This window comes from Pseudomonas sp. LjRoot71, assembly GCF_964253255.1.
Lineage (GTDB): Bacteria > Pseudomonadota > Gammaproteobacteria > Pseudomonadales > Pseudomonadaceae > Aquipseudomonas.
Genome location: NZ_CAXURA020000001.1, coordinates 456,633 through 481,257, shown reverse-complemented (window position 1 = coordinate 481,257; position 24,625 = coordinate 456,633). Strand labels below are relative to the sequence as shown.

Annotated in this window: 27 protein-coding genes and 1 pseudogene; 10 read left to right on the top strand and 18 right to left on the bottom strand. The window is 60.4% G+C overall.

Annotated elements, in window-relative coordinates; genetic code table 11:
* The first annotated feature begins 54 nt into the window (after positions 1-54).
* The 3 genes from ACSQ17_RS02370 (at position 55) to gloA (ending at position 2,808) form a co-directional block, all read left to right on the top strand.
* Positions 55-972 carry a flagellar protein MotY gene (locus ACSQ17_RS02370; RefSeq protein WP_436067431.1) on the top strand — a complete coding sequence of 306 codons (918 nt, stop codon included), beginning with the start codon at positions 55-57 and terminating at the stop codon, positions 970-972.
* A gap of 131 nt (positions 973-1,103) precedes the next feature.
* The gene (locus tag ACSQ17_RS02365) at positions 1,104-2,321 is read left to right on the top strand and encodes an argininosuccinate synthase (protein ID WP_108486094.1); all 1,218 of its coding nucleotides are present in this window, start codon (positions 1,104-1,106) and stop codon (positions 2,319-2,321) included.
* A 94-nt stretch (positions 2,322-2,415) separates the two neighbouring features.
* On the top strand, positions 2,416-2,808 hold the full coding sequence (gloA, locus tag ACSQ17_RS02360) for a lactoylglutathione lyase (protein ID WP_436067430.1): 393 nt from the start codon (positions 2,416-2,418) through the stop codon (positions 2,806-2,808).
* A gap of 84 nt (positions 2,809-2,892) precedes the next feature.
* Here gloA and ACSQ17_RS02355 read toward each other — a convergent pair whose 3' ends face one another.
* The 9 genes from ACSQ17_RS02355 to metG all read right to left on the bottom strand — a co-directional run bounded on the left by ACSQ17_RS02355 (position 2,893) and on the right by metG (position 11,864).
* Positions 2,893-3,072: a PA3496 family putative envelope integrity protein gene (locus ACSQ17_RS02355; protein ID WP_436067429.1), complete on the bottom strand. Its 180-nt coding sequence runs from the start codon at positions 3,070-3,072 to the stop codon at positions 2,893-2,895.
* A gap of 107 nt (positions 3,073-3,179) precedes the next feature.
* On the bottom strand, positions 3,180-3,818 hold the full coding sequence (gene nth, locus ACSQ17_RS02350) for an endonuclease III (protein WP_436067428.1): 639 nt from the start codon (positions 3,816-3,818) through the stop codon (positions 3,180-3,182).
* Complete coding sequence (locus tag ACSQ17_RS02345) at positions 3,815-4,522, bottom strand: electron transport complex subunit E (RefSeq protein WP_436067427.1); 708 nt, start codon at positions 4,520-4,522, stop codon at positions 3,815-3,817. Before ACSQ17_RS02345 ends, nth begins: the two co-directional genes overlap by 4 nt.
* Entirely contained in the window at positions 4,515-5,129 is a 615-nt protein-coding gene (gene rsxG, locus ACSQ17_RS02340; RefSeq protein WP_436070414.1) for an electron transport complex subunit RsxG, read from the bottom strand. Before rsxG ends, ACSQ17_RS02345 begins: the two co-directional genes overlap by 8 nt.
* A 29-nt stretch (positions 5,130-5,158) precedes the next feature.
* Positions 5,159-6,190 (bottom strand): RnfABCDGE type electron transport complex subunit D, encoded by a 1,032-nt coding sequence (locus ACSQ17_RS02335; RefSeq protein ID WP_436067426.1) that lies wholly within the window; start codon positions 6,188-6,190, stop codon positions 5,159-5,161.
* 40 nt (positions 6,191-6,230) lie between these two features.
* Entirely contained in the window at positions 6,231-8,522 is a 2,292-nt protein-coding gene (gene rsxC, locus ACSQ17_RS02330) for an electron transport complex subunit RsxC (RefSeq protein WP_436067425.1), read from the bottom strand.
* The gene (gene rsxB / locus ACSQ17_RS02325; protein WP_436067424.1) at positions 8,519-9,094 is read right to left on the bottom strand and encodes an electron transport complex subunit RsxB; all 576 of its coding nucleotides are present in this window, start codon (positions 9,092-9,094) and stop codon (positions 8,519-8,521) included. Before rsxB ends, rsxC begins: the two co-directional genes overlap by 4 nt.
* Positions 9,091-9,675, bottom strand: a complete 585-nt coding sequence (gene rsxA, locus ACSQ17_RS02320) for an electron transport complex subunit RsxA (RefSeq protein WP_090252381.1) — start codon at positions 9,673-9,675, stop codon at positions 9,091-9,093. The genes rsxB and rsxA overlap by 4 nt, the downstream gene beginning before the upstream one ends.
* Positions 9,676-9,821: 146 nt before the next feature.
* The gene (metG, locus tag ACSQ17_RS02315; protein ID WP_436067423.1) at positions 9,822-11,864 is read right to left on the bottom strand and encodes a methionine--tRNA ligase; all 2,043 of its coding nucleotides are present in this window, start codon (positions 11,862-11,864) and stop codon (positions 9,822-9,824) included.
* A 169-nt stretch (positions 11,865-12,033) separates the two neighbouring features.
* Here metG and apbC point away from each other — a divergent pair, with 169 nt between their 5' ends.
* A complete protein-coding gene (gene apbC, locus ACSQ17_RS02310; protein WP_436067422.1) occupies positions 12,034-13,125 on the top strand; it encodes an iron-sulfur cluster carrier protein ApbC in 1,092 nt (363 codons plus the stop codon).
* Positions 13,126-13,301: 176 nt separating this feature from the next.
* Here the strand turns inward: apbC and ACSQ17_RS02305 are convergent, their stop codons facing one another.
* Complete coding sequence (locus ACSQ17_RS02305; RefSeq protein WP_004423761.1) at positions 13,302-13,511, bottom strand: cold-shock protein; 210 nt, start codon at positions 13,509-13,511, stop codon at positions 13,302-13,304.
* 326 nt (positions 13,512-13,837) lie between these two features.
* Between ACSQ17_RS02305 and dcd the strand changes: the two genes are divergently transcribed.
* Entirely contained in the window at positions 13,838-14,404 is a 567-nt protein-coding gene (gene dcd, locus ACSQ17_RS02300; RefSeq protein WP_233686065.1) for a dCTP deaminase, read from the top strand.
* A 58-nt stretch (positions 14,405-14,462) separates the two neighbouring features.
* Here the strand turns inward: dcd and nadE are convergent, their stop codons facing one another.
* The 5 genes from nadE to ACSQ17_RS02275 form a co-directional block, all read right to left on the bottom strand.
* Positions 14,463-15,290 (bottom strand): ammonia-dependent NAD(+) synthetase, encoded by an 828-nt coding sequence (gene nadE, locus ACSQ17_RS02295; RefSeq protein ID WP_436067421.1) that lies wholly within the window; start codon positions 15,288-15,290, stop codon positions 14,463-14,465.
* Between the two features lie 352 nt (positions 15,291-15,642).
* Positions 15,643-18,156 (bottom strand): penicillin acylase family protein, encoded by a 2,514-nt coding sequence (locus ACSQ17_RS02290; protein WP_436067420.1) that lies wholly within the window; start codon positions 18,154-18,156, stop codon positions 15,643-15,645.
* A gap of 152 nt (positions 18,157-18,308) precedes the next feature.
* On the bottom strand, positions 18,309-18,773 hold the full coding sequence (locus tag ACSQ17_RS02285; RefSeq protein ID WP_436067419.1) for a DUF2489 domain-containing protein: 465 nt from the start codon (positions 18,771-18,773) through the stop codon (positions 18,309-18,311).
* Positions 18,774-18,780: 7 nt separating this feature from the next.
* Positions 18,781-18,984: an SEC-C metal-binding domain-containing protein gene (locus tag ACSQ17_RS02280; protein ID WP_436067418.1), complete on the bottom strand. Its 204-nt coding sequence runs from the start codon at positions 18,982-18,984 to the stop codon at positions 18,781-18,783.
* 5 nt (positions 18,985-18,989) lie between these two features.
* Complete coding sequence (locus tag ACSQ17_RS02275; protein WP_436067417.1) at positions 18,990-19,481, bottom strand: LEA type 2 family protein; 492 nt, start codon at positions 19,479-19,481, stop codon at positions 18,990-18,992.
* Between the two features lie 112 nt (positions 19,482-19,593).
* Between ACSQ17_RS02275 and ACSQ17_RS02270 the strand changes: the two genes are divergently transcribed.
* Complete coding sequence (locus tag ACSQ17_RS02270; protein WP_436067416.1) at positions 19,594-20,160, top strand: hypothetical protein; 567 nt, start codon at positions 19,594-19,596, stop codon at positions 20,158-20,160.
* Between the two features lie 16 nt (positions 20,161-20,176).
* On the opposite strand, the gene ACSQ17_RS02265 is transcribed toward ACSQ17_RS02270, so the two are convergent.
* Both ACSQ17_RS02265 and ACSQ17_RS02260 read right to left on the bottom strand, forming a co-directional pair.
* Positions 20,177-20,647: a YchJ family protein gene (locus tag ACSQ17_RS02265; protein WP_436067415.1), complete on the bottom strand. Its 471-nt coding sequence runs from the start codon at positions 20,645-20,647 to the stop codon at positions 20,177-20,179.
* A 4-nt stretch (positions 20,648-20,651) separates the two neighbouring features.
* Positions 20,652-21,149, bottom strand: coding sequence for a DUF6231 family protein (locus tag ACSQ17_RS02260; protein ID WP_436067414.1), 498 nt, complete (start codon positions 21,147-21,149; stop codon positions 20,652-20,654).
* Positions 21,150-21,586: 437 nt separating this feature from the next.
* Between ACSQ17_RS02260 and ACSQ17_RS02255 the strand changes: the two are divergent.
* The 4 genes and pseudogenes from ACSQ17_RS02255 to ACSQ17_RS02240 form a co-directional block, all read left to right on the top strand.
* Positions 21,587-21,940 (top strand): annotated as a pseudogene (locus ACSQ17_RS02255) (OmpA family protein); the annotation flags it as partial.
* A gap of 141 nt (positions 21,941-22,081) precedes the next feature.
* Positions 22,082-22,804, top strand: coding sequence for an OmpA family protein (locus ACSQ17_RS02250; protein ID WP_436067413.1), 723 nt, complete (start codon positions 22,082-22,084; stop codon positions 22,802-22,804).
* Between the two features lie 200 nt (positions 22,805-23,004).
* Entirely contained in the window at positions 23,005-23,325 is a 321-nt protein-coding gene (locus tag ACSQ17_RS02245) for a DUF1145 domain-containing protein (protein WP_436067412.1), read from the top strand.
* On the top strand, positions 23,318-24,079 hold the full coding sequence (locus ACSQ17_RS02240; protein WP_436067411.1) for a collagen-like protein: 762 nt from the start codon (positions 23,318-23,320) through the stop codon (positions 24,077-24,079). The genes ACSQ17_RS02245 and ACSQ17_RS02240 overlap by 8 nt, the downstream gene beginning before the upstream one ends.
* 47 nt (positions 24,080-24,126) lie before the next feature.
* Here ACSQ17_RS02240 and ACSQ17_RS02235 read toward each other — a convergent pair whose 3' ends face one another.
* The gene (locus ACSQ17_RS02235; protein WP_436067410.1) at positions 24,127-24,591 is read right to left on the bottom strand and encodes a CopD family protein; all 465 of its coding nucleotides are present in this window, start codon (positions 24,589-24,591) and stop codon (positions 24,127-24,129) included.
* Positions 24,592-24,625: the final 34 nt, after the last annotated feature.

The following is a 24,625-nucleotide window of genomic DNA, read 5'->3' as shown; positions in this document are numbered from 1 at the left end:
TTTCCGTTACGGCACCGATAGACAGAAGGTAAGCCGTATTCCCTGGAGTCTGTCGTGCGACCCTATCCACTCGCGGTGCTTTGCCTGCTGGCAAGCCAGTCGGTCCTTGCCATTAGTTTCCAGACCCGTCTGGAGAAGATCGAATGGAAGGTCGAGGGTGATCAGTTCGAGTGTCGTTTGTCGCAGCCCATTACCGACTTCGGTTCCGGGGTGTTCGTACGACGAGCAGGTGAGCAGGTGACGTTCAGCCTCAAGGCCCGTGAGCGCTGGCTGGGGGCCGGCAATGCCACGCTGCTGGCTGCCGCAGCGCCTTGGCAGCCAGGACGCGGTGACATCAATCTGGGCTCGGTCAGCGTGGAGCCTGCTGAGGTGCTGTTCAACAGCTCCCAGGAGCAGGGCACGCGGTTGCTGACGGGGCTGTTGGAAGGACGCAGCCCCGTGGTGCGGCACCGCACGGCGATGGGTAGCGAGAGTATCGAGGTGCGGCTGCTGCCGGCCAAGTTCAACAAGGCCTATAACGACTACCTGGATTGCACCGCCAAGCTGCTACCGGTGAACTTCGATCAGGTGCGCAAGAGCCAGGTGGGCTTTCCCGGCGGTGGGGTGGCACTGGAGCCGCTGGCCCAGGCCAAGCTGGACATCATCCTGAGCTTTCTCAAGGCTGACCCCAGCGTCAATCGCATTCAGCTCGATGGCCATGCCGACAATGGTGGCAATCGTCTGACCAACCGTGACCTGTCGCGCCGTCGCGCGCTGGCGGTGATGGAATACCTCAAGGCCAATGGCATCCCGGCCGAGCAGATCACCATGCGCTTCCACGGCGAGCGTTATCCGGTGGTGCCCAATACCAGTGAGGCCAATCGAGCGAAGAACCGCCGGGTGACCATCCTGCTTGACCGTGTACCTGAGGCGGCAGTGCCGCCCGAAGCAGCGCCTGCGCCCACTGCTGCGGAGCCTGCGGCCACCTCCTGAGGCCTGCTATTCGTCCGTTGTCCAACAATTAACCGTCGCTTGGTCGTCACAAGCTGTCGCGCCTCTGTAAATCGGGCGGCGTGGGCAGTAGAATCGTCGGTTTTCCCGCACAACCCCGTGGAGTTGATGGCATGGCCGACGTAAACAAGGTAGTCCTGGCATATTCCGGTGGCCTGGACACTTCGGTGATTCTCAAGTGGCTGCAAGATACCTATAACTGCGAAGTGGTGACCTTCACCGCTGACCTCGGCCAAGGTGAGGAAGTCGAGCCAGCCCGCGCCAAGGCCCAGGCCATGGGCGTCAAGGAAATCTATATTGATGATCTGCGCGAAGAGTTCGTCCGCGATTTCGTCTACCCGATGTTCCGCGCCAACACCGTCTACGAAGGCGAATACCTGCTGGGCACCTCGATTGCCCGTCCACTGATCGCCAAGCGCCTGATCGAAATCGCCAACGAAACCGGTGCCGACGCCATCTCCCATGGCGCTACCGGCAAGGGCAACGACCAGGTGCGTTTCGAACTGGGTGCCTACGCACTCAAGCCCGGCGTGAAAGTAATTGCTCCATGGCGTGAGTGGGATCTGCTGTCGCGCGAGAAGCTGATGGACTACGCCGAGAAGCACGCCATCCCGATCGAGCGTCATGGCAAGAAAAAGTCGCCGTACTCCATGGATGCCAACCTGCTGCACATCTCCTATGAAGGCGGCGTGCTGGAAGACACCTGGACCGAGCACGAAGAAGACATGTGGCGCTGGACCAAGTCGCCAGAAGCGGCGCCGGACACCCCGACCTATATCGAGCTGACCTACCGCAAGGGCGACATCGTTGCCATCGACGGTAAGGAAATGAGCCCAGCCACCGTGCTTGCTGAGCTGAACCGCATCGGCGGTGAGAATGGCATCGGCCGTCTGGATATCGTCGAGAACCGCTTTGTCGGCATGAAGTCCCGTGGCTGCTACGAAACCCCTGGCGGTACCATCATGCTCAAGGGCCACCGCGCCATTGAGTCGATCACCCTGGATCGTGAAGTTGCCCACCTGAAAGACGAGCTGATGCCGAAATACGCCAGCCTGATCTACAACGGTTTCTGGTGGAGCCCTGAGCGCCTGATGCTGCAACAGATGATCGACGCCTCCCAGGCCAACGTGAACGGCGTGGTGCGCATGAAGCTGTACAAAGGCAACGTGATCATCACCGGTCGCAAGTCTGACGACTCGCTGTTCGACGCCAATATCGCCACCTTCGAAGAAGACGGCGGCGCGTACAACCAGGCTGACGCCGGTGGTTTCATCAAACTCAACGCCCTGCGCATGCGCATCGCGGCAGGCAAAGGGCGCAAGATGCTCTGATAGACTGAGCGCCTGAGCCACACCAAACCCCGGCCATAAGCCGGGGTTTGCATTTATAAGCCCACAAAGCCGGGCATTGATGAGGAGACACTTGATGAGACTGCTGCACACCATGCTGCGCGTCGGCGATCTGGATAAATCCGTCGCGTTCTACACCGAAGTGCTGGGCATGACCCTGCTGCGCCGCAAGGACTACCCGGAAGGGCAGTTCACCCTGGCTTTCGTTGGCTACGGTGACGAGGCGCACAACAGCGTGATTGAACTGACGCACAACTGGGGCGTGGAAAGCTACGAATTGGGCACCGGCTATGGCCATATCGCTCTGGAAGTCGCGGATGTGTACAAGGCCTGCGAAGACATCCGCACGCGTGGCGGCAAGATCACCCGTGAGCCGGGCCCGATGAAACACGGCACCAGCATTCTGGCGTTTGTTGAAGACCCGGACGGTTACAAGATCGAGTTGCTGTCGCCGTCGCGAGCCGACTGAAAGGCGCTGCTGGACGCGAATCAGCCCAGCGCTGCTCCATAAAAAAGCCCCGCCATATTGAGGGGCTTTTTGTTACTGGCGGGCTTAGAGGTCGAAGTCGTATTCGGCCAACTGCTTGTGCAAGCGTCGCTCTTCGAGGAAGTTGTCGATGATGCGGCGCTTGGTCAGGTTGGTTTTGGCCACCTCTACCGGTGCGTCGGCTTCATCAGCTTCTTCGGCAACAAAATCTTCGTCGAGCTCAAGATCTTCTTTATCAGTGCTCATGTGTCTCACTCCAGGCTACAAGGGCCATTTGCGCACCTTATAACGGCAAAACCTGAGCGGGTAAAAAAGATTTTTTCAATCAGCTTATGGAGAGGCTCAATAGCGCCTCAATCGTCGGAAGTTTTCTGTTTGTATTCGCACAGGTCTTCGATGCGGCAGCTGCCACAGCGTGGCTTGCGCGCCTGGCACACGTAGCGACCATGCAGGATCAGCCAGTGGTGTGAATCGAGGAGAAATTCCTTGGGCACGAATTTCATCAGCTTCTTTTCCACCTCCAGTACGTTCTTGCCGGGGGCAATGCCAGTGCGGTTGCTGACGCGGAAGATGTGCGTATCCACCGCCATGGCCAACTGGCGAAACGCCGTATTGAGCACCACGTTAGCGGTCTTGCGGCCGACACCGGGCAGGGCTTCGAGGTCTTCGCGGTTATCCGGCACCTGGCTGCCGTGTTTCTCGATCAGGATGCGGCAGGCCTCGATGACGTTCTTCGCCTTGCTGTTGTACAGGCCGATGGTCTTGATGTGTTGGCTCAGCCCCTCGACGCCGAGTGCATAAATCGCCTCGGGCGTATTGGCCACCGGGAACAGCTTGGCGGTGGCCTTGTTGACGCTGACGTCGGTGGCCTGGGCCGACAGGGTGACCGCCACCAGCAGTTCGAAGGGCGTGCTGTAGGCCAGCTCGGTCTTTGGTTCAGGGTTGTCTTCGTGCAGGCGTCGGAAGATTTCGTAGCGTTTGGCGGCGTTCACTCGATCACTCCGGTAACCCGTACGCGGCGGCTCTGCACGGGGACTTCTGGTGCTTGCGCCTGGGCTTTGGCCGCCAGGTGTTCATCAATGCGGTTCTTGCCCGCCACCAGCAGGCCCAGCACCAGAAACGCGCCAGGCGGCAGGATCGCCAGGAGGAAACCCTTGTAGTCACTGAACAGGGTCAGTTGCCAGTTGGCGGCAACCGGGCCGAACAGCAACTGCATATTGGCGAACAGTGCGCCGGTACCGAGCAGTTCACGCACAGCCCCGATCACCACCATCACCAGGCCAAAACCGATACCCATCATCAGGCCGTCAAAGCTGGCGTGACTGACCTTGTTCTTGGCGGCAAAGGCTTCGGCGCGGCCGAGGATGATGCAGTTGGTGGTGATCAGCGGGATGAAGATGCCGAGGATCTGGTACAGCTCGTAGGTGAAGGCCTGCATCAGCAATTCGGTGCAGGTGGTCAGCGCCGCGATGATCATGACGAAGGCTGGCAAGCGTACGGCATCGGTGACCGCATTACGGATCAGCGACACAGCGGCATTCGAACAGGCCAGCACCAGGGCGGTGGCCATGCCCATGCCCAAGGCATTGACTACCGAGTTGCTAACACCCAGCAGGGGGCACAAGCCAAGTAGCTGAACCAGGCCAGGGTTGTTCTTCCACAGGCTGTTGACGGTGATTTCGCGATAACTAGCCATTGTCAGGCTCCTGGGGCGTGAGCAGTTCTGCCCGGTGCGCATCGAAATACTGCAGCGCCTTGTGCACCGCCTTGACCACGGCACGCGGGGTGATGGTGGCCCCGGCGAACTGATCGAACTGGCCGCCGTCCTTCTTCACCGCCCAGCCGGATTCATCCGGAGTCTGCAACGAGGTGCCGACAAAACTGTTGATCCAGTTGCCCTTGGCCAGCTCGATCTTGTCGCCCAGGCCTGGGGTTTCCTTATGGCTGATCACTCGCACGCCAGCCAGGCGGCCATCGGCGAGGATGCCGATCAGCAGGTTGATGCTGCCGCTGTAACCGTCCGGTGCTGTGGCCTGCAGGATCACTGCACTGGGTTCGCCATTGCGAGTGGCCAGGTAGGCCGGCGTTGGGCCCTTGTTGCCCAGCAAGGGGTCATCGACGTTGCGGGCGTTATCCAGCAGGTGATTGTCATAGCTGTCGGCGGGCAGAATCTGCGCTAGAGCCTGAACTTTGGCTTCACGCTGGGCTGCCTCAATGCGCTTGGCCGTACCCAGTTGCGTCGTGGCGACGATACCTACGGTCAGGATGGCGAACGCCCCCAGAACCAGGCTGTTTTTCAGCATCGAACGGCTGATTTCAGGCAGGGCCACAGTCACTCTCCCAACTTGAAGCCGCGCGTCGGCTTGCGATGGCCGTAGGTGCGCGGCCGCGTGTAGTAGTCGATGGTCGGGGCTGCCAGGTTCATCAGCAGCACGGCGAACGCCACACCATCTGGGTAGCCGCCCCAGGTGCGAATCACATAGACCAGCACGCCAACGCCGATGCCGAAAATCAGCCGGCCCAGGTTACTGGTGGCACCACTGACCGGGTCGGTGACGATAAAGAAGGCACCGAGCATGGTCGCGCCAGTCAGCAGATGAAACAGTGGCGAGCCATTGGAGTCCGAGCCTGAACCATTCCAGAACAGCAGGCTCATCAAGGCCAGGGCTGCGAGCATGCCCACCGGTGCATGCCAGGTGAACAGGCGCTTGTGCAGCAGATACAGGCCGCCGGCGAGGAAGGCCAGATTGACCAGTTCACTGGCCGAACCGCCGATATGCCCGAATGCGGGGTTTTGTGTCCACAACTCGTCGATGGTCAGGCTTTTATTAATTTTCAGCACATCCAGGGCAGTGGCCTGGGCCCAGCCATCGGGCAGGTTGGCGATACCGAGAATCTGCTGCAGACCCTCAAGCAGACCGATCCCATGCGGTGTTGGCCAACTGGTCATTTCCACCGGGAAGGAAATCAGCACCACTACATAGCCGAGCATGGCCGGGTTGAACGGGTTTTGTCCGAGGCCGCCATACAGCTGCTTGCCGAACACCACGGCAAAGCCGGTGGCCACCAGGGTCAGCCACCAGGGTGAATAGGGCGGCAGCGCCAGGGCCAGCAGCACGGCTGTGACCAGCACACTGTAGTCCTTGAGGAAAAACAGCACCGGGCGTTTGCGCAGCGCCAGGATGGCGGCTTCGCAACCCAGGGCACAGACGCTGGCCCACAGCAGGTTGATCAGGGTGCCGGCACCGAACAGCCAGGTCAGGGCGAGAATGCCCGGCACCGTAGCCAGCAGCACCTGCAGCATCACTTGCTGGGTGCGGTTGCTGCCCTTGGCGTGGGGCGATGTGATACGGGGCAGGGCCATTGGCGCTCCGGTCGTTGAGTCGGCTACACAGGGCTTTTTATCAGCTGCCTGCGTGTTCCTGTAATTGGCGTTCGGCATCGGCCAGGCGTTGACGTGCGGCCGCCAGGGCGTCGGCTGCACTGCTGTCATCACGCTCCAGCTTGCGCAGATCGGCGCGGGCAAAGGCCACTTCGGTCTTTAACGCGCGGGTGGTTTCGTCGATTGGCTTCTTGTCGGTGCGCACCAGCTCGGGAGCCGGCTTGCCGGATGCATCCTCGGCCTGGTGCAGGGCCTGCTCAGCGGCGCTTAATGCTTCGCGCAAACTGCCAAGCGTGGCTTCATCGCTGCCGGTTTTCTCGGCCTTTTTCAGCTCGGCGCGTTTCATCGCCAGTTCGATCTTGGCTTTTTTCAGCGGATCGGGTGTGTCTGCATCAGGCGCTTTCGCGGCAGCGACGGGTGCCTGGGCTTCCAGGCTGGCCAGCAGTTTTTCGGCGGTTTCCAGCTGGCTGCGCAGTTGCTGCAATTCGCTTTGCTGCTCGTCGCTTGGCGCATCGAGTTTTTCCAGTTTGCGCACCTGGGCGCGCAGCATGGCGGCATCGATTTTGGCTTTTTTCAGCGCGCCATCGTCCACGGTTGGTGCTGCTGGTGGGGTGACGGCCATGGCGCTGTCGAGGGCCTGTTGCGCGGCGGCTGCTGCGTCGCGCAACGCATCGACTTGGGCTTGTAGCTCGGCAGTGGCGTGGGTGGCCAGCTGCTTCTCGGCCTTTTTCAGCGCGACCTGGGCCATGCTGGCTTCGATCTTCAGCTTCTTCTGTTCATCGCTCAGACTGGGCTTGCTGGTTGGTGCAGCGTTATCCGCTGTCGCCGGTGTGGTTTGCGTCTGGGCCGCTTTGGCTTGCGCGGCTTTGGTGGCGCGGGCCTGGCGTTCGGCTTCTTTCTGCTCTTCGGCGCGGCGCAGGCGTTCCTGGCGCAGTTCAAAGCGCTGTTTCGACTGTTCGGCTTTGAGCTGCTTCTGCTCAAGCTCGCGAATCTCGCCCTTGGCCGCGCGGTAGTACTGCACCAGCGGGATGCTCGACGGGCAGACATAGGCGCAGGCGCCGCATTCGATACAGTCGAACAGGTTGTGCGCCTTGAGCTGCTCGTGCTCCTGGCCGATGGCGAAGAAATGCAGTTGCTGCGGCAGCAGGCTGGCCGGGCAGGCTTCGGCGCACTCACCACAGCGGATGCACGGCATGGCCGGTGGCGGCGCTGGCAGCTCGGCGCTGGTCGAGGCCAGCAGGCAGTTGGTGGTCTTGATTACCGGTACAGCAAAGTCGGGCAGGGTAAAGCCCATCATCGGCCCGCCCATGATCAGGCGGTTCAGCTTGCCCTGATCGATGCCGGCAAATTCCAGCAGTTCACCGGCCGGAGTGCCGAGCAGCACCTCGACGTTCATCGGCCGGGCCAGGGCTTCACCGGTCAGGGTGGTGATGCGCGAGATCAGCGGTTTGCCGTACGTCACCGCGTCATGGATGGCCACACAGGTGCCGACGTTCTGGCAGAGCATGCCGATATCCGCCGGCAGTCCACCGCTGGGCACTTCCACGCCGGTAAGAATCTGGATCAGCTGCTTTTCGCCGCCGGAGGGGTACTTGGTGGGGAATACCTTGAGCTGGTAGCTGCGCTCGCTCAGGGCGCTGCGCACGGCGGCGATGGCTTCGGGTTTATTGTCCTCAATGCCGATCAGCACCTGCTCCGGTTCAATCAGGTGCACGAGAATGTCGATGCCGCTGATCAGTTCACTGGCGCGCTCGCGCATCAGCAGGTCATCGGCGCTGATATAGGGCTCGCACTCGGTGCCGTTGATGATCAGGGTGTGGATTTTCTGCGTCGGCCGCGCGTTGAGTTTTACCGCGGTGGGAAAGCCCGCGCCGCCGAGGCCGCTGATGCCCGCCTGGCGAATCAGCTCAACCAGGGTGCTGCTGTCCAGCTGGCGATAACCCGGTTGTGGCGTCAGTTCGATCCACTCATCCAGCCCATCGCTATCGATGACGATGGCCGGCGCGAGCATGCCCGAGACATGCGGGTAAGGCTGCGGGCCGATAAAACTCACGGTGCCAGAGGTCGGCGCATGCACGGGCACGCTGACAAAACCATTGGCGGCGGCGATCAGCTGGCCTTTGAGCACGCGCTCGCCGACGGCGACCACCGGTTCTGCAGGCGTGCCTATATGCTGGTTGAGCGGCAGGGTCAGGCGCTTGGGCAGCGGCGCCGGCTGGATCGGCGTGCGGTTGGACAGCTCCTTGCGCTCGGCCGGATGAATGCCGCCGGGGATATCCCAGATCAGTGCTTCTGCCTTGTGCAATGCGCTCATGCCGCCTGCTCCCGGTCGCTGGCAATCAGTTGGCCGGGTAGCAGGGGTTTTTCCCATTTCCAACTTTGCACGCTGCTGCCCACTTCGATCATGTCGATGCAGTCCACTGGGCAAGGCTCGACGCACAGGTCGCAGCCGGTGCACTCGCTGACGATCACCGTGTGCATCTGTTTGGCCGCGCCGACGATGGCGTCCACCGGGCAGGCCTGGATGCACTTGGTGCAGCCAATGCATTCGGCTTCGCGTATATAGGCAACCATCTGCGGCTTTTCGCCTTCCACGGCGTCGAGCGGCTCGGCTTCAACGTCGAGCAGGTCGGCCAGGGCTTGAATGGTGGCTTCGCCGCCGGGTGGGCACTTGTTGATCTTGTCGCCGCCGGCAATCGCCTCGGCGTAGGGCTTGCAGCCCGGATAGCCACACTGACCGCACTGGGTTTGTGGCAGCAGGGCGTTGATCTGCTCGGCAATCGGGTTGCCTTCGACCTTGAAACGCACCGCCGCAAAACCGAGGATGGCCCCGGCCACCAGGCACAGGGCGAGCAGGGCGAGAACGGCGATCAGTACCAGGCTCATAGCTTGATCAGTCCGGTAAAACCCATAAACGCCAGGGACATCAACCCCGCGGTGATCATGCCGATGGCCGCGCCCTGGAAGGATTTCGGCACGTCGGCAATCGCAATGCGCTCACGCATGGCGGCGAACAGCACCAGCACCAGGGAGAAACCGAGCCCGGCAGCAAAGCCGTTGGCAGTGGCGGTGATAAAGGTGAACTCGGCCTTGTTGGCGTTGAGCAGGGCTACGCCGAGGACGATGCAGTTGGTGGTGATCAGCGGCAGGAAAATCCCCAGCACGCGGTACAGCAGCGGACTGGTCTTGTTCACCACCATTTCGGTGAACTGCACCACCACCGCGATTACCAGAATAAAACTGATGGTGCGCAGGTATTCGATATCCAGCGGCTTCAGCACGTACTGCTGCACCAGGTAGCTGCACATGGCAGCCAGTGTCAGTACGAAGGTGGTGGCCAGCGACAGGCCGATGGCCGTTTCGATTTTTTTCGAAACGCCCATAAAGGGGCACAGGCCAAGGAACTGGACCAACACGAAGTTGTTGACCAGGATGGCGCTGACCATGATCAAGGCGAGTTCGGTCATTGCGGGTTCCGTGGGTGGACGGGCAAAGGCCGCAGGAAAAGGGTGGCTATTATCGGTAAGCCGAACCGGCCGTACAAGCCTGCCTACGGTGCTGCCATAAGGCTAGTGCAACCGGGCCTGGCCGGCTGCACTGGCGGGTTGCAGGGCTATTTGACCCGCTGGCCCGGCTTGGCACCGCTGTCCGGGCTGAGCAGGTAGATTTCCTCGCCGCCAGGGCCGGCGGCCAGCACCATGCCTTCGCTGATGCCGAATTTCATCTTGCGTGCGGCCAGGTTGGCCACGTAAAGGGTCAGGCGGCCTTCCAGCTTGCTTGGGTCCGGGTAGGCGCTCTTGATGCCGCTGAATACGTTGCGCTTGGCGTCACCGATATCCAGGGTCAGACGCAGCAGCTTATCGGCGCCTTCAACGAATTCGCACTTCTCGATCAGAGCGATACGCAGATCCACGGCGGCGAATGCATCGAAGGCGATCTCGGCGGCCAGTGGGTCTTTTGTCAGTTCGCCATTGCCGGATGCCGCCGGAGCAGCTTCGCTGGCGGCCAGGTCTTCCTTGGAGGCTTCGACCATGGCGTCGATTTTCGCGGGCTCGATGCGCGTTAGCAGGGCGTTGAACGGGTTCAGTTGATGATTGGCCAGCAGCGTTTGCTGGTCGTCCCAACTCAACGGTGCGACGTTGAGGAACGCCTCGGCATCAGCAGCCAACTGCGGCAGCACCGGTTTGAGGAAGATCACCAGCTGACGGAACAGGTTTACACCCAGTGCGCAGATGGCCTGTACTTCGTCCTGCTTGCCGTCCTGTTTGGCCAGCGACCAGGGCGCTTTGTCGGCGATCCAGGCGTTGGCGCGGTCGGCCAGGGCCATGATTTCACGCATGGCCCGGGCGAAATCACGGACCTCATAGGCTTCGGCGATGCTCGGTGCGGCGGCCGCGAAGGCCTCGGTCAGCTCCGGCGCAGCATTGCCGGCCACCAGCAGACCGTTGTTGCCTTTGTGGATAAAGCCGGCACAGCGGCTGGCGATGTTGACCACTTTGCCGACCAGGTCGGAGTTGACCTTCTGCACGAAGTCTTCCAGGTTCAGGTCAAGGTCGTCGACGCCACGGCCGAGCTTGGCTGCGTAGTAGTAACGCAGGTACTCGGGGTTGAGGTGGTCGAGGTAGGTGCGCGCCTTGATAAAGGTGCCGCGCGACTTGGACATCTTCTGGCCGTTGACGGTCAGGTAGCCATGCACGTTAACCCCGGTCGGCTTACGGTAGCCCGCGCCTTCGAGCATCGCCGGCCAGAACAGGGCGTGGAAGTTGACGATGTCCTTGCCGATAAAGTGGTACAGCTCGACGGTGGAGTCCTTACCCCAGAACGCATCGAAATCCAGCTCCGGCGTGCGTGCACAGAGGTTCTTGAAGCTGGCCATGTAGCCGATCGGCGCATCCAGCCAGACGTAGAAGTATTTGCCCGGCTCGTCGGGGATTTCAAAGCCGAAGTAGGGCGCATCGCGGCTGATGTCCCACTCCTGCAAACCGGAATCGAGCCATTCGGCAATCTTGTTTGCCACCGCATCCTGCAACGCGCCGCCGCGGGTCCAGCTCTTCAGCATGGCCTCGAAGTCCGGCAGCTTGAAGAAGAAGTGTTTGGAGTCGCGCAGCTCCGGTACTGCACCCGAGATCGCCGAGCGCGGGTTCTTCAGCTCGGTCGGCTCGTAGGTGGCGCCGCATTTTTCACAGTTGTCGCCGTACTGATCTTCCGCTGCGCACTTGGGGCAGGTGCCTTTGATAAAGCGGTCGGCGAGGAACATGCCCTTTTCAGGGTCAAAATACTGGGTGACCGAACGGGTGGCGATATGCCCGGCATCGCGCAGCTTCAGGTAGATGGCCGCCGACAGCTCACGGTTCTCTTCCGAGTGGGTGGAGTGGTAGTTGTCGAAATTGACCCCGAAATCGGCAAAGTCGGCGGTGTGTTCAGCCTGCACATTGGCGATCAGTTGCTCGGGCGTGATGCCTTCTTTTTCAGCGCGCAGCATGATCGCCGAGCCATGCGCATCGTCGGCGCAGACGTAGATGGCCTGGTTGCCGCGCAGCTTCTGGAAGCGCACCCACATGTCGGTCTGGATGTACTCGAGCATATGGCCGAGGTGGATCGAACCGTTGGCGTAGGGCAGGGCGCTGGTAACGAGAATCTTGCGGGCTTGGCTCATGGTGATCGGCTGCACTGGTAACTCTAGGAAGCCGGTAACTATAAAGGAAGCGGCAAGCCACAAGCTACAAGCTACAAGTAAAAGCGCCGCTGACTTGTTGCTTGCGGCTTGAAGCCTGTGGCTGCTGTTATCATACCCGCCTGTTTTACTCGACCTTTCGGAGCCGTCCATGAGTGCCGTTACCCGCGCAGCGGTCGAAGCTGCCTTGTCCCAATACACCGACCCGCATCTGAATCAGGACCCGGTCAGTGCCGGTTGCCTGCGTGCGGTGGATATCCAGGGCGGGCAGGTCAAGGTGCGTTTGGTATTGGGGTATGCCGCCGGGCTGTTCAAGAGTGGCTGGGCGCAGATTCTGCAAATGGCCCTGGAGAACCTGGATGGTGTTGAGCGCGCGCAAGTGCAGATTGATTGTGAGATCGAGGCGCACAAGGCGCAGGATCAGGTGCCAGCGCTGGCCAATGTGAAGAACGTGATCGCTGTAGCCTCGGGCAAGGGCGGGGTGGGCAAGTCCACCACTGCCGCCAATCTGGCGCTGGCGCTGGCCCGTGAAGGGGCCAAGGTCGGCATTCTCGATGCGGATATCTATGGGCCAAGCCAGGGCATCATGTTCGGCATCCCTGAAGGCACGCGGCCGCAGGTGAAGGACCAGAAGTGGTTTGTGCCGCTCAAGGCTCATGGTGTGGAAGTGATGTCCATGGCCTTTCTCACCGGCGAGAACACCCCAGTGGTGTGGCGCGGGCCGATGGTCTCCGGTGCGCTGATCCAGCTGATCACCCAGACCGCCTGGGATGACCTGGATTACCTGGTGGTGGATATGCCGCCCGGCACCGGCGATATCCAGCTGACCCTGGCGCAGAAGGTGCCGGTGGCCGGCGCGGTGATCGTCACCACGCCGCAGGATCTGGCCCTGCTGGATGCCAAGAAGGGTGTGGAGATGTTCCGCAAGGTGAACATCCCGGTGCTCGGTGTGGTGGAAAACATGGCCGTGCACATCTGTTCGAACTGCGGGCATGCCGAGCATCTGTTCGGCGAGGGCGGCGGTGAGAAGCTGGCGGCGCAGTTTAGCGTCGATCTGCTGGCGTCGCTGCCGCTGTCGATGGCCATCCGCATGCAGTCCGATGGCGGCAAGCCCACGACCATTGCCGATCCGGAAAGCCAGATTGCGATGATTTATCAGGAAACTGCACGCAACGTCGGTGCGCGGATTGCCCAGGGCGGTGCGCAGCAGGCAATGCCGAGTATCGTGATCAGCGAGGACTGACCACGGATGTGGCGCACGTCAGTGCGCCACATCCGTGGTCGCAGATAAATAAGCGCCCACAAAAATGTCGGGAGCATTTTTGCGAGCCAGCCCCGAAGGGGTGAAGCACATGGATGTGCTGAACATAAAAAAGCCCCGCACTAGGCGGGGCTTTTTCTCAAGCGGGTTAGCGCAGGTTATACAACCTGAACTTCCTCAGCTTGCATGCCTTTCTGACCACGGGTGGCCACGAAAGTCACTTGTTGGCCTTCTTTCAGGCTCTTGAAGCCATCGCTCTGGATAGCTTTGAAGTGTACGAACAGATCGTCACCGGATTGCGGAGTGATGAAGCCGTAGCCTTTCTCATCGTTGAACCACTTAACGGTGCCAGTTTGACGATTGGACATGTGAATGTCTCCTAACAAAAGTAATAACAGCCCTGGAAAAGCCCAGGCCGGGACTGAGTGCAACGAGTACTAGGAGTCGGACGATGTTTGATCGAAATCTAGGCATCAGGTAGCGATTCGCGGTGACACATGCAGCACAGTGGGCTCACCATACCCGCTTTTAGCGCTAAGCGCGAATGCTCTGTGCATCTTTCTGTTATTTACCGATTAATAGGTGGTTTTTCCACTGCGCGCGCGGGCTGGCGCAACAGCCTTTGAACCCTGCCGCCAGCCCCGGTAAGATGCGCTCACTTTTTCATCATCTCGCCTATAGCAGGACACCCGCCATGAGCATCAAATCGGATAAGTGGATTCGCCGCATGGCCCAAGAGCACGGCATGATCGAACCTTTCGTCGAGCGTCAGGTGCGCAACGAAGGGGCCGATCGACTGATCTCCTACGGGGTTTCCAGCTATGGCTATGACGTGCGCTGCGCCGATGAATTCAAGGTGTTCACCAACATCAACTCGGCCACCGTCGACCCGAAGAACTTCGATGAGAAGAGCTTTGTCGATGTGAAAAGTGATGTGTGCATCATTCCGCCGAACTCCTTCGCCCTGGCGCGCACCGTTGAGTTTTTCCGCATTCCGCGTGACGTGCTGACCATCTGCCTGGGTAAGAGCACCTACGCGCGCTGCGGCATTATCGTCAACGTCACGCCGCTGGAGCCGGAGTGGGAGGGCCATGTGACCCTGGAGTTCTCCAACACCACCACGTTGCCGGCGAAGATCTACGCCAACGAGGGGGTAGCGCAGATGCTGTTCCTGCAGTCGGATGAGGCCTGCGAGGTTTCCTACAAGGACCGTGGCGGCAAGTACCAGGGCCAGTTGGGTGTGACCCTGCCCAGGGCTTGATCGACCGCGTTAATGAAAAAGCCGGGCAATGCCCGGCTTTTTCATGGGTTTCAGAAACTCAGGGAACCAGCGGCAATTCGCGTTTATGGCGAGTGGCGTCATAGGTGCGCACGATGATGGCATAGGCTTCTTCGCGCACTTGCTGGCCGTGCAGGAAGGCATCGATTTCCGCGTAGCTGACGCCATGGGCTTCTTCGTCCGGCTTGCCAGGGCGCAGCTCTTCCAGATCGGCTGTTGGCACTTTGAACACCAGGTTTTCCGGTGCGCCCAGGTGTTGGGCGATGGCGCGCACCTGGCCTTTGACTAGGCCCGACAGTGGCGCGAGGTCGCAGGCGCCGTCGCCGAACTTGGTGAAAAAGCCCATCACTGCTTCGGCGGCGTGGTCAGTACCGATCACCAGGCCGTTGTTGGCGTTGGCAATGGCGAACTGGGCGACCATGCGGATACGCGCCTTGACGTTGCCGATCACGAAGTCGCGGCGGGCGTCGCTGAGCTTTTGCAGGTGAGTGACCTGCTCGCCAAGGCCGAGAACGCTATCGGCGATGTTCACCGTGTCTTCTTCATCGGCGCGGATGAAGCGCAGCGAAGTCTGGGCGTCCGCCTCATCGTGCTGGGTGTTGTAGGGCAGGCGCACGGCGATAAAGCGGTAGGCCGCATCGCCCGTTTCGGCGCGCAGCTCCTCGACGGCCAACTGCGTCAAGCGCCCGGCAGTGGTCGAGTCGACCCCGCCGCTGATGCCCAGCACCAGCACTTTCAGTCCGGAGTTACGCAGACATTGCTTGATAAAGGCTTTGCGCTTTTCGATCTGCGCGACCAGTGCGGCGGTGTCGGCGAACGGCGGCACCACGTCGAGGGCAGCGGCGATTTCGGCTTGGCGGTTGCTCATCTTTCAAAGTCCTCACAGGGAGCAGAACACGTAGCTTGCGTAACCGCGCGGCAGGCAATGGGCGGGTATGGCAGCAAGCGTTGGAACAAGGCGCAAAGCTTACGTTGAACTGGCGGCAAAGTGCACGCTAGAGCTGTATGGCTTTGTGAGGTAGGGAGCGTCGCGGGCAAAAGTTGCCTGAAGCATTTTTTAACGCCGCGTAGCGACGGCCGGGTGGCCGCTATAAAAAGAAAGGGCGCCAGAGGCGCCCTAAAACGATGATGTGTGGAGTAAGTCCACTTTCTCTGAGCGGCAATCGCGCAATAGGTTCAGCGATTGCCGACGAACGGTCGATTTGCTTGCTGATCCTGAGTCAGTTTCCGGGCATCAGCAGCAGGCGCTTGTTGCCGTAGACCTTGTCGAGGTTCTGCGACTGGAAGGGGAAGCTCATATAGCTGCCCTTGAGCCAGGCATCGATACCGTCAGCGTAATGCTTGCTGGCCGGGTTGCCGGATTGCCCGGAGCTGTTCAGGCCGATCAGTGGTTCTTCGCGGCCGAAATCAACCACGATGCGCATGGCAGGGATCAACCAGGTATCGAAGTTCTCCCCCCATTTGTAGGCCGCAACGTTCAGCGTGCCGTGATCGCCGCCGGCCGGGTAGGGGCCGCGGTCGAGATAGCCCTTGATGGCGTTGATGCTGGTGCGTTGGCTGGCGCTCATGTACTGCGCCAGTTGGGTGGTCTCGGTGGTCCAGTTGTAGGTGTGCAGCTTGCCCCACTGCCAGGCAGTGCGGTCACTGCCCAGCTTGCTTTCCAGCAGGGTTACGGCGCCGGCCAGGCTGCGCGCGAGGATGGCGGGTTTGTCTTCGCGTTGCGCAGTGCGGGTGTCGTTCCAGAACGGACTGTCCTCGCGACCCAGCAGATGGTCGGCCTGTGCCGAATAGGAGTTGTTGGCGGTATCGATCAGAGCCTTCCAGGCCGGGCTGCTTTCCGGGCCTAGTTCGTCGAGGAAGGTGTCTCGCGCGCTTTGGTAGAGGAAGGCGCTGTACAGCGCCGCATCCGCCGAACTGGCGGCCATCTTGCCGTCGAATTTCATCAAGCGAGCATAGGCCTCGCGGGCTTTGTTGCGTTCGGCTACAGGCAGGGCAGCGATAGCTGCTTTCAGGCCTTCAGCCATGCCGGGTGCGCTGAACATATTCTGCAGCTTGGCCACGAAAGGTGAGGTCTGGTCGTACTGCATGGCAATCATGCTTTGGGTGTCATGTCGGCCGGTGGCCGCGAGTTCGGCAATGCGTTCGGCGCGCTCAGGGTAGAACCAGGAGTTGGACAGCTGCATACCGTAGCCGCGTGGCACGGTGCGGTGGTTGGCGGTGCCTAGCCAGCCTTGCGGCGGGTCCTGGTCATAGGGGTGCAGCATCGGGTCAGCGAAGCCGTCCCAGGCGTACTGGCTGTCCCAGCCTGGCGACGGTATCAGGCCCAGGCCGGCGCGGCGGTTGGGGAAGCGCCCGGTCACTTGCCAGCCGATATGCTGCGCATCGGCAAACACGATGTTCAACGGCATGGCGCGGACTTCGCGCGTGGCCTCAAACGCCTGCTCGACCGATTGCGCGCGCGACAGGTCGAAGAAGGCGTCCAGGGTCTTGTCGGCTTCGAATTGGGTGGTTTTCAGGGCCAAACCGTAGCGACTGCTCAGCTCCATGGGCTGCAGCATGTGCTTACGTTCGCCCAACACCGAATTCAGCAAGGGGCCGTGGCGGGTTTCGAAGATGGTTTCGCGGATCGGCCGCTGGCCTTTGATAAAGAAGGTTTCCTGGCGTTCCTGCGCGGGCAGCCATTTACCGTCGGCCAGGTAGTGCAGACGGCCGCCTTGCTGCTTGACCTGCTCAAGGAACAGGTCCTGATTGTCGCCCATGACCATGGTCATGCCCCAACCCAGCTTGCCGTTGAAACCGGCCACTACAGCCGGTACGCCGGCAATCGATACGCCAGCGGCCTGGTATTTCGGCGAGCGGATCTGTACGAAGTTCCACACCGATGGCATCGACAGCGGCAGGTGAGTGTCGTTGGCCAGCAGGCTCTTGCCGCTGCGGGTGCGTTGCGGGGCGAAGGCCCAGTTGTTGGACGCCGCCACGCCGAGCATATGGGCGTCGGCGAATTGGCTGACAGCTGAGCTAACGGCATTCAGGCCTGCGAGTTGACCCTTGAGATCGAGGCCTTTGAGTTTGTCGGCCTCGTCAAACGGCAATGGCTCGTCGGAGTAAGTTGGCAGTAGCCAAGCCAGTTGGTCGCTACCGACTTTCTGCGCGAGCACCAGCGAGGCGATTTCTTCTTGCAAGTTGACCGCCAGACCGAAGTTCAGCAGGCAGAATACCAGCACCGAATCTTCGGCTTTCCAGTAGGCCGGGCGATAGCCGGACTCGGCCAGGTCCATCGGCAGTTTGTCGCGGTAGCGGAACAGGTAGGCGTTGACCCCACGGGCATAGACTTCGAAGAACTTCTTGATCCGCGGCGAGGCATTGCTATAGAGCACCTCTGCGCTTTTCTTGAGGTTGACCGCGCGCATGAAACGGTCCATTTCCAGCACGCCGGGGCCGGCCATTTCGGCCAGTCGGCCTTCTGCCATCAGGCGCAAGCCGACCATCTGGCTGAGGCGGTCGCTGGCATGCACATAGCCCAGGGCGAATAGCGCGTCGTGGAAGGTGGTAGTTTCGATCAGCGGCATGCCCAATGCGTTGCGGCGAATCACCACGCTTTGCGCCAGACCCTTGACCCGAACGATGCCCTGGTCCGGGTGCACGCTGTCGCTGTAGCGGCTGTTCAGCAATGATTGACAGCCACTGAGCGCGACCATGGCCGTGAGTATGACGGCGAGGCTGAAATGGCTCATGGGGCGTAACGCGCGCGCTAGCATGCAGCAGGCTCCTTGCGGGTAGAAATGCTCAAGTGGGGTGTGCGCCTTTCGGCGCCATGTGCGGATATGGGGCGGAGGTACTACGTTAGCCAGCGGCTATGCAACTGACAAGCCGCGCGGCAGGCAAATCAGGCGCTTTGCCGCAATGGCGGCAAGGCTTCGTAGAGCAACCAGCGAGCCGTGGCGCGAGCGGCAGCCTTGTGCTGCAACTCCAGCGCACTGAAACGCTGCTCGTGCTGGCGCCGCACGCTTTTATCCAGGGCCTTCCAGTCGGCGTGGGTGGGCACTTCGGCGGTGGCTGCAAACAGTTGGTGGAAGACGGCGCAGCGAGGGTGCTGGCTAAGGCTGCTGTCGCAGTTGTCCAGCAGCACCTTGATGCGAATGGCCCCTTCAATCAGTGGCAACTGATCATCGAGCAGGCTACGGGCGAGAATCTGCAGGTCGCCCGCAAGGCGTGTTCGCTGGGCGCTAAGCGCCGCGTTACGGGCTCTTTCCTGGTTCCAGACCCGTCGCCACAGATGCAGGGCATACAGGCCTAGCGCGAGGATCAGTATGCCGCCGGCGCTCAGTAGGAGCAGGCCAGGATTGCTCATTGACGGCTTATGCGCCGTGGCATTTTTTGAATTTCTTCTGGCTGCCGCATGGGCAGGGATCATTGCGGCCAACGTCCTTCAGGGCGTTGCGCGCCGGCTCCTGGTGGCCGTGATTGCAGTGGGGGCCGTGCACGTGGTCATGGTCATGGTTGTGAGCGTGATCATGGTCGTGATTGCAGTCAGGGCCGTGGACGTGTTCTTGCTGGGTCATGCGGGTTACTCCGGGATGTAATCGCCGGGAATTATCTCGCCATTGCGCGACATGTGCACGCTCTGTCCAAACAACCAGCCAGTTTTTACTGCGCCTTGCAGGCGATAAGGGATGGCTTCATCGGGTTTTTCCAGCGCTTTGACGATCTGCCGCAGGTGGCGCCAGAGGTTGGTGCGCACCGGAATGGAGAAATTATGGTGGCCGTGGGCGGGGACGGTGAACGACACGTTGGACTCGCCTTCGGCCAGCTTCACCTGATTCAGATGCACGGTGTAATCCATCCCACGCACCGGCAGGCTGAAGTTGTTGGGATTATCGATGCGAAAGCGCAGCGTGAAATGCTGCTCCAGCAGTTTGGCTTTAACCACGTCGACTTTAACGAGGCGCACTTCCGGAGATTTGAGATCACCTGGAGAGGAACAACCGCCGAGGCCCGACAGGAGGCCAAAAAACATCAATAGGCTGAGAATTCTTATCGTTTGCGCCTGGTAAAACATTGCATACTCCGAAGGACGCATCAGTGTAACAAGCAAGTGCTTGGCTGCAACCTGTTGTGACGGTAAAAAAACCTGCGCCATACTGAGCAACGATTAGGACAGGAGTATGACCATGGCTCGCTACGAAATTGCCTTCAGTGCGCAGTTGGTCCCGGGGGCTCAGTTGGAGCTGGTAAAAGCCAACGTTGCCAAGCTGTTTCAGGCGGATGAGCAGCGTTTGGCGCTGTTGTTTTCCGGTCGGCGTATCGTCATCAAAAGCAACCTGGACGAGGCCGGAGCCGAGAAATATCGCTCGACCCTTGAACGTGCTGGCGCTGTGGTCGAAGTGGCCGACATGGACGAGGTCATTGAAGAGATAGAGCTGGCCCCACCGCCAGCTGCTTTTCCTGCTCCCGCACCCGTCGCGACAGCACAGGCACAAGCGGCCAGTGGGTCGGCAGGGCGCCTGCAGGTGGCCCCGCGTGACGAATACATGGCCGCATTTGCCGAGGTGGATGCCCCTGATTTCGGCATTGCCCCGCTGGGTGATGACCTGCAAGACAACAAGCCGGCGGCACCCGCACCGTCTCTGGATTTGTCGCAGTTCAGCCTGGCCCCCGCAGGTAGCGACATGGGTGAGCTGAAAAAGGCCCCAGCAGGGCCACCACCGGACATTTCACACCTGAAACTGCAAGATTAGTTCTGCAGCCATTGCGCTAGAAGTAGGCTGAGCAACACTTCTTGAATTTCAGTCCGCTGGCGCAGGGGCAGGCGTCATTGCGACCGGTCTTCAGCTCGACTGTCGGGTCGATGAAGTACCAGTTACCAGCATGCGCAACAAAAGCCGAGCGTTCTCGGTGGCTATGCTCGCCGCTGCTGTCTTGCCAGTGGGCGGTGAAGGTGACGTAGGCGTGTGCGGGATCACCCGCGATATTTTCTGCTTTTTCTACCTCAAGTCGCAGCCAGGTGCTGCTTTGGCTCCAGCTGCGGATGGCCTGTTGATCAAGGCCATTTTGCTGTGCGGGTAATGTGCTGCGCACCAAGTAGTCAATCAGGCCCAAGGCATAGGCGCTGTAGCGCGAGCGCATTAAGGTTTCGGCGCTGGGGGCGGGTGTACCGGCATGGTAAGCGCCGCAGCATTGCGCCAATGACTGCTCACTGCCGCACGGGCAGGGTGTGCTGCTCATGGGTTTACCACCAATATTTTCCAAAGTTTTCCGGGTTGGCCCAGAACTTCGCATTCAGCCAGTCGGGTACCTGTTTGTAATCGAGCAGGTCGTAGGTAAACAGGTTGAGGGTTTGCCCATCCCGTTGGAAGCGCTCGCTGGCCTGTAAGGCCAGGGCAAAAAAGTCGGTTTCCTGCCACTCGCAGGCGTCCATATCGACCAATACGGCGATGCGGCTGGCGTTCAGGTTACGAACCCCGCCCAGCAACTGCAGGCCAATACGTTTCTCGATATGTTCAAGGCAATCGACCACCAGGGCCAGGTCAAAGCGCTGAGCCGCCAGTTGTGCCGGCAGTGCCGCAGCTGGGGCGTGGGCGATCTGGCAGTCCGGGTGAGCGGCGAGAAAGGCGTCAATCGCCGGTAGTTCACGGCTGCCAATGACCAATAGGCGTTGCGGTGTATAACGGGCCAGCAGAGCGGCAAGGGCTTGTTGGGGTGTTCGGGATGACAAGGTTGCAGGCATGAAAAGTCCTCGCTCGGGTGCATAAAGACTAACGTGCCAGTGCAATGCGGCCTAGTGCGGATCGTGCTACTAATGTCTTTGCATATTCTCTGGCATATTTTGTTACTGGCGTCTTTACTTCGTCAGTATCGGTTTTTACCGATTTACCAATAGGAGACGGACATATGAGCATCACCAGGAAAGCATTACCCCTGATTGTCGCGAGTAGCTTTTTGACCGGTTGTGCCGGGCTGCAAAAAACGGATTGGCCAACCTGCGCCGCGATCGGCGGTGTGGGCGGTGCTGCTCTGGGTGCAATCGAGAGCTCCAGCTGGGCGGGCGGCGGTGCTGTAGCCGGTGCAGGTCTGGCAGCAGCTTATTGCTGGGTGCACGGTGCCAGCGAAGAGCAGGTTGTTGTGGTTGAGGAAGTGGTTGAAGAAGTGGCTGTGGCTGAGCCAGCTGAAGCTGTACGCGTTGAACTGGACGTCAAGTTCGATTTTGACAAAGCACAGGTCAAGCCAGAAAGCTACGGCGATATCAAGAACCTGGCCGATTTCCTCACCCAGTACCCGCAAACCACCACCGTGGTTGAAGGCCACACTGACTCCGTGGGCAGCGATGCCTACAACCAGAAACTCTCCGAGCGCCGTGCCAATGCCGTGCGTGACGTGCTGGTCAACCAGTATGGCGTAGGCGCTGATCGCGTGAACGCTGTAGGTTATGGTGAGACTCGTCCGGTTGCGGACAACACCACCGCTGATGGCCGCGCCGTCAACCGTCGTGTAGAAGCAGAAGTAGAAGCACGTCCTTGATTGCCTGAATCCAGGCTTTCTGAAAAAAACAGGCCGGGCCCGCGAGGGTCCGGCTTGTGCAGCTCAAAGGGTGGGTCTTTACTCCTAAGTTACCGGCAGTAGCCGGTACAACAGGAGATTTCTACCATGAGAGTTAGATCCATGATGGGGGTAGCCCCCATTCTCTTGGTCAGCAGTGTTCTTTCAGGTTGCGTCACAACTTCCAGTACGGGAGATGCGCCGCTCAACCAAGGGAACTGGCCCCTGTGCAGTGCAATTGGCGGTCTGACCGGTGCAGGTCTGGGCGCAATCGAAAGTTCAACATGGGCAGCAGGTGGTGCAGTGGCCGGTGCGGTCATCGGCACGCTGATTTGTTATGCCCAGGACGGTGATGAAGACGATGACGGTGTATTTGACCGTCGTGACCGTTGCCCCGGTACTCCTCCTAATACGCCTGTGCACCACAACGGTTGCCCTCTCAAGGAATATGCAAGCGCGCCGGCTGAGCCTGTCTCAGAACCCATAGAGGTTGTCGAGTCGGTTCGTGTGGAGCTGGATGTCAAATTCGACTTCAACAAGTCCGATGTCAAAGAAGACAGTCAGGCAGATATCAAGAGCCTGGCTGATTTCATGAAGCAATACCCGCAAACCACCACGACCGTTGAAGGGCATACCGATGCTGTTGGCAGTGATGCCTACAACCAGGCACTGTCCGAGCGTCGGGCCAATGCTGTGCGCGATGTGCTGGTCAATCAGCATGGTATCGACAGCAGTAGGGTGTCTTCCGTTGGTTATGGTGAGTCGCGGCCGGTTGCGGACAATGACAGCGAGTCCGGACGCGCCATCAACCGCCGCGTGGAGGCCGAGGTCGAGGCGCAACCTTAAAGCTGCTGCGGCACTGGCAAGCTGTTGAGAATTTCCTGATCTGTGCGTTCGTAGGTTCTCAATAGCTTGCCAGTGGCAGGGCTTCCATTCACCAGTAAAAGCTGTGCGGGCGTTTGTCCGTTATGGTTTTTACTGGCCTTCTAGCAGCACTCTCCCAAAGCAGTTAAGGTGCAGCGAAATAAAAACTGCTTGGGGCGGGTATGAAGACATTTTTACTGCTGGGAAAAGTGCTGACGGCATTGTTCTGGGGTGTCGTACTGGCCAATCTACTGCAACCTTTCGCGCAGCCCTTTGCTCTGCTGCTGCATGCAGCCGGTGCGTTAATTCTGCTGGTGCATGGGCTGGAACTGTGGCTTTTCGATAAGCGCATTGCGACCAGCGCCAAGCCGGCTCAGGAGCGCGTGCAGGTCATGTTGTTCGGTGTGTTCCAGTTGCTGGGGTTGCCAGATGAGCCTACTGCGCCGCAGCACGCTGTGGAGCACCCTCAGGAAGAACTGCAGCTGGAGGCTGAAAATGCGTAACTGGCTTGTACTTGCTGCGCTGGTCAGCCCATTGGTTATGGCTGAAGCAGTTATCGAAGTTGAATCCAATTCCTTTATGCGCCTGCCCGGCAATACCAGCGTGCTGTTGCTGGATCGTCTGGACATTGCCGATCACGGCACGTTGCTGATTCCAGCAGGGGTGACTGAACTGCGTGTGGCCCAATTGCGTCTGGGGCGTGACGCGCGTCTCTCGGTTGCGCCCAGCGAGCGCGAGCTGCGCCTGGAAGCTGCGACGGCAGAGATTGCCAGTGGTGCGCAGATCAGCGCCCGTGGCGCTCAGGGCAGCAGTGAACAACCGGCATTACCCGGGCGTAACCTGAGCCTGCGGCTGCAAGTTGTTACCGTCGAAAGCCTGCTGGTTGATGCCCGTGGCGGTAATGGTGCACCTGGGTATGCCGGTCTGGCCGGTGCGAACGGCAAGCCTGGCGGTTGCACCTGGGGCGAGGCCAGCCATGGTCATGACGGTCTGGATGGTGGCGATGGCCAGCCTGGGGCGGCGGGTGCTCAGGTACGTCTGGAAGTACCGCAGGACTTCCCGGTTGAGTCGCTGCAAGTACGGGTCGAGGGTGGCGCAGGTGGTCTGCCGGGTACGCCGGGGGCGGGCGGTCAAGGGGGGGGCAGCAAGGGCTGCTGGCTCTACAGCACTGCGGGTGCCGGCGATGGCAAACCGGGGCAGGCCGGGCGTGCTGGCGAAGCAGGGCCGACCGGTGCGTTGAACGTGGTGCGTTTTTAAGCGGGCTCGATCAGCAACCGCTGCCTTGGGGCAGCGGTTGCTGCCATTCAGAAGCTCGGACGCGCAGCAGCGATACTGACTAACAGCAGACCGAGCAGCAGATTCAATCCCACCAGTCGCCGGATGCGGCCCAGCACGGCGCCGCCATTTGGCCAGTCTTGCGCTTCCACCGCGCGGCGCAGTTCCGGCAGTTGCAGGGCCTGGATACGCAGAAACAACGCCAGCATGGCGATATACAGCCCCATCATGATGTGCACATAGCGGGGCGCGCTGTCGAAGCCGTTAAAGCGCAGATGCAGCATGCCAACGCCGGTGATCGGCAATACCAGCACCGCCGCCCAGACCCAGTAGAAGAAGCGCGGAAACACCTCCAGCCAGAGTTTCAGGCGGGCCGGCGCCTCCAGCGCGGCGACCGCCGCCGGGCGTAGGATCATCCAGGCGAAGAACATCCCGCCGACCCAGACCAGGGCGGCAAGTAGATGCAGGCTGTAGACAAAGGCATAGGGGGTCATGCGGGTACTCCTATCAGAGCGCTGGATCAATTAG